Below are 7,183 nucleotides of genomic sequence, written 5' to 3' on the forward strand. Positions count from 1 at the left end.
CTTTGTCTATCGTCTCACCCCAGGCTGCCCCGGACGACAGCGACGTGGTGCGGGTTCCGCACGACCGTGACGCCGAGATGTCTGCGCTCGGCGGCGGACTGCTCACGCTGCCTGCGCTCGTCGAAGTCGTCGACACCGTCAAGGCCGCCGACTTCTACCTGCCGCAGCACGCGACTGTGTTCTCGGCGATGCACGACCTCTACGGGCAGGGCCAGCCGGTCGACCCGATCACGGTGGCGGCGGAGCTGGGCCGACGCGGCGATCTCCACCGGATCGGGGGAGCGGCCTACCTCCACCACCTTGTCCAGGCTGTCCCCACCGCGGCGAACGCCGGCCACTACGCCGAGATCGTCAAGGAACGGGCCCAGAAGCGCCGCCTGGCCGAAGAAGGCGTCCGCATCACGCAGATGGGACACAACGACAGCGTCGAGACCAAGGACGGTGTGGAGTCCGCGGTCGCGGCGCTGCAGAGCATCATCACCGGAGCCCGGGAGGTCGAGAAGCTCTCCGTCGCCGACCGGTGGGAGGGGTTCCTCGACCAGCTCGAAGCGGGCGAGGACCCGAACGCCATCTCCACTCCGTGGCATGACCTGAACGCCGTGCTGACCCTGTCGGGCCCCATGTTCGTCACGGTCGGCGCCACCACCGGCGGTGGCAAGACCCTGCTCGCGCTCAACCTCGCCGCCCACGTGGCCCTCAAGCTGAACCGGCCGGCGCTGGTGGCCAGCATGGAGATGGGCGGCAACGAGATCCTCGCCCGCCTCACCGCCGCCGAAGCACTCGTCCCGGTGGACCGGCTCGTCAGGCGCAAGCTCGAAGACAGCGACTGGGACAAGATCGCGGCCGTCAGCGACCGGATCGCGAACGCGCACAACTTCGTGGTGGACGACACCGCGAACCTGACGCTCTCGCGGCTGCGCGCCCGGATCCGAACGATGGCCGCCCAGGGCATGGCCCCCGCGATCGTCATCGTCGACTACATCCAGCTCCTGACCCCCGAAAGCGCCTACAACGGCCAGCGCGCCCAGGAAGTCGCCGCCCTCAGCCGCGGCCTCAAGATCATGGCGATGGAGTTCAACACCCCGATCGTCGCGCTCGCCCAGTTCAACCGGGGTGCGGTCGGCCGCCGTCCGCTGCTGTCCGACTTCAAGGAGTCCTCAGCCATCGAGCAGGACAGCAATGCCGTGCTGCTGCTCCACGAAGAGCGCGACGAGAACGACCAGCCGGTCAAACCCGGCGAGGTCGAGCTGATCATCGCCAAAAATAGGCAGGGAGCAGCCGGAAGGATCTTCCCGCTGGCCGTCAGGAAGCACTTCATGCGAATCGACAGCATGGCCTCGTCATGATCGGACACCGCCGCAGGGCAGGAGAGACCAACGGCGGGATATGCCGCCCGGCCACCGAGTCTGCCGACCTGACCACCGCAGATCACGAAAGCCGCCGTTCGACGAACGGCACTCGTCAGGAGACACCGGCCGCCTTGCCGGGTCACACTGGCAGTGCCGAGCGATGAGGAGGTGAAGGGAATGAGCGTTGCCAGCTTCACTCAGCACCACGGGCCCTGGACCGTCGCCGACGTCCTGGCCCTGCCCGAAGACCGCTCTGTCCGCTACGAGCTGCTGGGGGAGTCGCTGGTGATGTCTCCCGCGCCTGGTCTGCGCCACCAGCGGGCCAGCTACCGGCTGCACGTCGCCCTCGATGCGGCGGCCCAGGCCGCCGGTGCCGCGGTCGAGGTGCTGGAGGCCATCAACGTGACCCTGCCGTCCGGGCTGGTCGTGCCGGACATTGTTGTTGCCGACGCGGGCGCCACGGTTGAGGACGGCGTGAGCGTCGACGCCGAAGCGGTCCAATTGGTCATCGAGCTGGTCTCGCCAGGCAACAAGACCATGGACCGCAAGCTCAAGCCGATGCTGTACGCCGAGGCCGGGATCCCGCACTACTGGCGCCTGGAGTTCGATCCGGCACCCCGCCTGATCGTCAGCACGCTGGACGGCGGCCGGTACGCAGAGACGACGATCGCCCTCCCGGGCACGGTTACCCGGATTGAGGCACCCTTCCTTCTGGAGATCGACCCCGCGGGGCTCGCTAGGCAGTAGCGCGAGAGGCAGACCCGCTCCGTTGTGGGCGGTGACGGCTCAGCCACCTACTCAGGTCCGCCCCGAGGCCGCCCGGCTCCTGTTGAGTAGATGTGCTCAGGTGCGGTTGCCGGGGTGCTGCTTAGTGTGGTGTGCATGACACAGGGCGAGACGCGGGGCGGGTACGGCATCAAGGCACTGGCGGTGGCGAGCATCGTCACCGCGGGGGTGATGGTGACCGCGGGCGGTGTGTGGGCCGTGGGCGCGGTGAGTGAATTCTTCGGGGGACGGACGTTTCCGCAGGCCAATCCTGCGGCGACCGCAGGTCGGCTGCAGGATCACTCCCAGCTCGTGCGGGCCACGGTCGAACTGCCGCAGCTGCCCGTCGAGAGCAACTACGTGGACACCGGGGCCTGCTACGGGGGCGGGTGGACCAAAATCGACGTGGCGGTGGACGGCGTGGTCAGCGTCGGCCACCACTGGCAGATCCCACACGTCTCGCAGCAGACCGCGCAGGCCGCCATGGACCGGGTACGGGCTCGTTTCGCCTCGGAGAGGTGGAAGCAGATTTCTGACAACACCCGGCACGGAGCCAACTGGACCGATCTCGGCTTCCGCATGGAGGACCCCAAGAACGGTGACAAGCTCGACCTGGCCTGGAACAACTACGGCAGCACGCTCATCGTGAACGTCTACGCCCCGTGCGCCAAGGTCTCCGCCGACTTCTCGGGCAACTACGAGAATCCGGTGGCCAGTCCTCGGGAGCTGTGACCCGCTGCCGATTCTGAGCGGGCCCGCCCTTGAGGCCCGGCGGTCACCGCAGTGGGCGCAGGGGGCCTCTGTCCCGGCCTGGGGTTTGAGTACGCGTACTCATGTGCGCCATGGCTGGGACCGGCACGCTGCGGCCATGACGAACACCCTGCCGAGGTCGGCGCGTTGGCGCCCCTGGTCACACCCGACACGTTGGGGAGTGGACCTCGCCGTTGCCATCCCGCTGCTGCTGCTGGAGACCGCGTGGCTCGTGCTGGACTGGATGTTCGGCATGGGTATGGAGGTATGGGCGGCGCAGGGAAAGCAGGACCGGATCGATGCAGCGGGCCTCGCGCACATCGGGCGGGTCCAGGAGATGCTGATCGTCGTACTCGTCGTGGCGGTGCTGGCCGGTATCTTCCGTGCTCGCTGGACGATGCTCGCGCACCTGCTGGTGGCTCTGCTGGTTTGGCTGGTGCTGGCGGTCTCACAGCACCAGTGGGACCACGACCACGCACCGGAGCCCGGGTGTGTCCGCTATGACGCGCACTGCTGAGGCAGAGAGGACCCTTGTCGCCTACGGGGCGGTTCGGCCTCCTGCATGAGCCGAAAGAATCTTGGCCGGGGTGTCATCAGAACGGCGAGGTGGCGGCTCTTCACAGTGATCGGCCGCGCTCGGTACGGGAGCGTTCAACGGCCGGGCTGAAGGGGAGGTTGGGCCGTGGATGTTGTTGGTGTGGTGGCGGGGGTGGCTCTGCTGCTGGTCCCGAGTGTGAAGAAGCTGTTGGACAGCGTGGCGTACCGGAACCGGGCCCGGGGCAAGGCCGAGGTCATCTACGCCCAGCGGGCCGTCGAAGTCTCGCGGCAGGTACCGTCCGGCGGGCGGAGGCAGGTGGAACAGGAGAAACGGAAGCAGCCGAAGCAGGGGACGGGGACGACGAGTGGCTGAGCCGGAGACGGTGACCGCGGAGACACTGGGCAGGGTGTTTGCGCAGTGCCGGGGTGAGATGACGGGCAAGGCTCGCCAGCTGCTCCGGGAGGCCAACGTGCCGCCGTCAGTGGCGGATGCCGACGACATCGTCAGCACCGCCTTCGCTACGGCGTTGCGGGACCCTGGCGCCGTGCGGCAGCCGCGTGCCTGTCTCTTCAAGCTGATCCGCACCGAGATCGTCCATCTGGCCACGCGGTGCGCGGAGCACCAGCGCATGGACGAGAAGCGGGCTGCCGATCCGCTGTGCTGCCCTCGGCCGGAGGTCGCCGACTTCAGCGCGTTGGTGGACAACCGGGACGCGGTGCACCGGGCGGTGCGCGAGCTTTCCGTGGCGCAGCGCACCGCAGTGTGGGCGACCCACGCCTTGGACCACACCCGGGAGGAGACGGCCGTGCTCATGGGCAAGCACCCCGGCACGGTGGCCCGGCACACCACGCGCGCGATGGTCCTGCTGCGTGCCGGCATCGCTGCGGTGGTCGTGGGCGTTCTGACGCTCCTCGGGCTCGTGGCCGGCGGTGAGCTCCGGCGTACGGCTCCTGCCGGCGACCCGCGCAGGGGTCCGGTGCTGCCGTCGGCCCAGTGGTGGTCCGAGAATTGGATGGCCATGGCCGTCGCTCTGGTCGGCGGGGCATGCCTGCTGTGGGTCCTGGTGCGCCTGTCCTCGCGGCTCTTGGACGTCCTGGCCGCGGTGGTGCTGGCCGACGGAAGATGGGGTCGCGCCTTGCGGAAGTGGGGTGGTCTGCCTACCAGGCATGGGGGGCGCGCGGCGGCGATGCTGACGCTGTGCCCCGGCTGCCACCGTCGGATGGACGCGGGAGGGCTGTCCCAGGGCGAGCAGGACGCCCTGTTGTCGCAGGCAGGGTCCGTGCCGTCGGCGGCCTGCCAGCTCTGCGGCCAGGGAGACTCCTTGGCCGCGCCGCTCGAAGCCGCTCACCTCGTCCTTGCTGGCGCTGGGGTAGTCACCTCGGTTTACAGGCGCTGAAGGTGTCGGGTAGGGGCCCGGGAGGTCCGGTTCCCTGCTTCACGGGCGTGTCTGGGGCGCGCGTGACGGGATGACGGCGTCGAGCCCGGGGGGTGTTTTCGTCGGGCAGGGGGGGTTTCGTATGGAAGGGCGGCGCGAGGCCTGGGGTGGTCGTTCCTCCGCGCAGGGGCGGGCTCTTTAGCGGCGGCCGCGGAGCCAGGGGTGGGTCTGGGTGAGGCCGAGGATGGTGGCGGGGTGGCGGTCGCGGTAGCGGTCCCAGTGGGAGCCGCCTTCGGCTGCCTCGGCGGTGCATGTGGTGCAGAGGAGTCCGCGTACGACGCGGGTGTCGGTGTCGTAGTCCTCGTGGTGCTGTTCGTCGCCGGCGGGTTGGTTGCCGCACATGGCGCACTGTCCGGCGTGGAAGGCGAGGAAGCGCTGGGCGGGTTCCTGGTGGGGGTCGTAGGGCGGTACCGGCCAGTCCCAGCAGGCGGGTTCGGTGGCGTCGAGCATCGCCTCGAAGGCGTCCCAGGCGGTAGCGCGCTCGTCGCAGCGGTCGCAGATGGCGTCCTGTTCCGCGTCGCCGGCTTCTTCGGCCTGCGGGTGGTCGGTGCACAGCGGCAGGGTGTTGATGCCGCGCAGGTGGCGCTGGATGCGGAGTTGCAGCGGGAGTTCGTGGTCGGCGGGTGTGGTGGTCCAGGTGCCGGTGGTGGTGCGGTAGGCGAGGGCTTCGCCGGGCTGGGTGCCCTTGCGCCAGGTCTGACCGGTGAAGGGGCTGGGGGAGAGCGCGATGCGGTCGGGCGTGACGCGGTCGGGCAGGGGGAAGTCGTCGGGCACGTGGCCGAGGATGCGGCGCAGCACGGTGGTGGGGGTCTGGTTGGAGTCGAGGCGCTTGCCGGCGCGGGAGGTGAGCAGCGGCTCGTGGCCGTCGTCGTGGCCGGGTTTGCGGTGGGGCAGGTACCCGTCGATGGCGCCCCACACTTCCAGGGCGAGGGTGCGGTGTTCGGTGCCGTCGCCCTTGGGGGCGAGCACGGTGGCGGTGTGGGTGGTGGGGTTGAGGTCTTCGAGGTCGAGTGCGGTGATCTGGCGGGGCCGCAGCCCGTCGAGCATCAGGTAGGCGATCAGCCGGTCGCGGTGCGGACTCGCGCCGCCGTCACCGTGGTGCTGTTCGCCGGGCAGGAGGTCGTCGGCGGCGATGCACACGTACAGCGTCTCTCTCGGCGAGAGCGGTGCGGTGCGGGGCAGGTCGGTGGTGCGCAGCGCGAGGAGGTTGAACGGAACGCTGTCGATGTGCCCGGCCTGTTCGGCGTAGGTGTAGAACGCGCTGAGCGCGGACAGTCGGCGGGTGCGGTTGTGGGGCGAGCTGTTGGGGCGGGGTGCCGTGCTGGTGCGGGTGGGGCGCAGGCGGGCGGAGACCCAGGTTTCGACGTGGGCCTCGCGAGCGTTCCAGGCGCCGATGCCGGTGGCGCCTTCGATGAACTGCAGCCAGTCGGTGACGTCGGCCCGGTAGCGCACAGGGCTGGTCCCCTGCAGAGCCCGGCCCTGCTTGCCGCGTCCGGCGGCGAGCCACTGCTCCATCACCTCGTATGGATCCACAGAACGCCCTCACCCGAATTCCAGGTACCCCCCGGAATTCTCTACTTGAGACAATCGCCAGCCCCCCACACCCTAAGAGCAACTCGCGCGCGCCCCACCCGAACCTGCACCATCCCCTTCCTGCTCAGCCACTCGGCAGAGAATGGTGTATGGCAATTGTCTCAAGTTGCATATAGAGGCGAGCCGTGTGGTGGCGGCGTCGGTGACCGCCTGGGCATCGGCTTCGGTCACCTCGCCAACAAAGCCCACACCCTGCATGGTGAGGTGCAGCGTGCAGGGAGGACACCGTCACTGTCCGGCAGCACGGCGGTGAACAGCGGGGCCGCTCGCTGTTTCCTGGCGCCCCTGCCAGCAGAGAAGAGATGCGCATCACAGTCGCGCTGACCTGCCGCAACTCTTTTTGTTCTGAGGGGAGTTCACGCTCTTGGCCCCTGTGGGCTCTTAGCTCCCGACGGACCTGGTTCGGGTCTGTATCTGAGCGGAAGGAGATCGGGCGTGGACTCCGCCACGGTTGTTGTCACCCTTGTGTCGATCGTCACGGCCAGGGGGTGCGGGCTGTTGGGATTGTGGCTGCGCCTGCGGGCGCAGGCCCGGCAGGAGGAATCCCAGCGACGCTTGATGGGGGCGGTCGTAGAGATCGCCGCAGGCGGCCGGCTAGACCTCGAGACGTCAGCGGCCGACGGACAGCAGGTGCGGCTTCGGGGCGCCCCAGGCGCTTATGGCTGGGGGCGGGGCAACGCGTGAGTGCAGACGACGTGACAGACACCCCATGTCGTTGGGGTGTCAAGAGAGTTGGGGGTGGGCGTGGTGTGA

General features: G+C 69.0%; 7 protein-coding genes. 6 read left to right on the forward strand and 1 reads right to left on the reverse strand.

Annotated features, from left to right (window positions below):
- Positions 1-2 precede the first annotated feature (2 nt).
- From IE206_RS37625 to IE206_RS37650, 6 genes are all read left to right on the forward strand, one after another.
- Positions 3-1,346, forward strand: coding sequence for a replicative DNA helicase (locus IE206_RS37625; protein WP_226598852.1), 1,344 nt, complete (start codon positions 3-5; stop codon positions 1,344-1,346).
- Positions 1,347-1,526: 180 nt separating this feature from the next.
- Entirely contained in the window at positions 1,527-2,096 is a 570-nt protein-coding gene (locus tag IE206_RS37630) for a Uma2 family endonuclease (protein WP_189970437.1), read from the forward strand.
- Between the two features lie 135 nt (positions 2,097-2,231).
- Positions 2,232-2,846, forward strand: a complete 615-nt coding sequence (locus IE206_RS37635; protein ID WP_189970439.1) for a hypothetical protein — start codon at positions 2,232-2,234, stop codon at positions 2,844-2,846.
- 136 nt (positions 2,847-2,982) lie between these two features.
- Complete coding sequence (locus IE206_RS37640; RefSeq protein ID WP_226598853.1) at positions 2,983-3,381, forward strand: DUF6234 family protein; 399 nt, start codon at positions 2,983-2,985, stop codon at positions 3,379-3,381.
- Between the two features lie 165 nt (positions 3,382-3,546).
- Positions 3,547-3,774, forward strand: coding sequence for a hypothetical protein (locus tag IE206_RS37645; protein ID WP_189970441.1), 228 nt, complete (start codon positions 3,547-3,549; stop codon positions 3,772-3,774).
- A complete protein-coding gene (locus tag IE206_RS37650; protein WP_189970443.1) occupies positions 3,767-4,798 on the forward strand; it encodes an RNA polymerase sigma factor in 1,032 nt (343 codons plus the stop codon). The genes IE206_RS37645 and IE206_RS37650 overlap by 8 nt, the downstream gene beginning before the upstream one ends.
- 177 nt (positions 4,799-4,975) lie before the next feature.
- Here the strand turns inward: IE206_RS37650 and IE206_RS37655 are convergent, their stop codons facing one another.
- Entirely contained in the window at positions 4,976-6,370 is a 1,395-nt protein-coding gene (locus IE206_RS37655; protein ID WP_189970445.1) for an endonuclease domain-containing protein, read from the reverse strand.
- Between the last annotated feature and the right edge of the window lie 813 nt (positions 6,371-7,183).

The sequence above is a fragment of the Streptomyces violascens genome (genome assembly GCF_014649955.1).
Taxonomy (GTDB): domain Bacteria; phylum Actinomycetota; class Actinomycetes; order Streptomycetales; family Streptomycetaceae; genus Streptomyces; species Streptomyces violascens.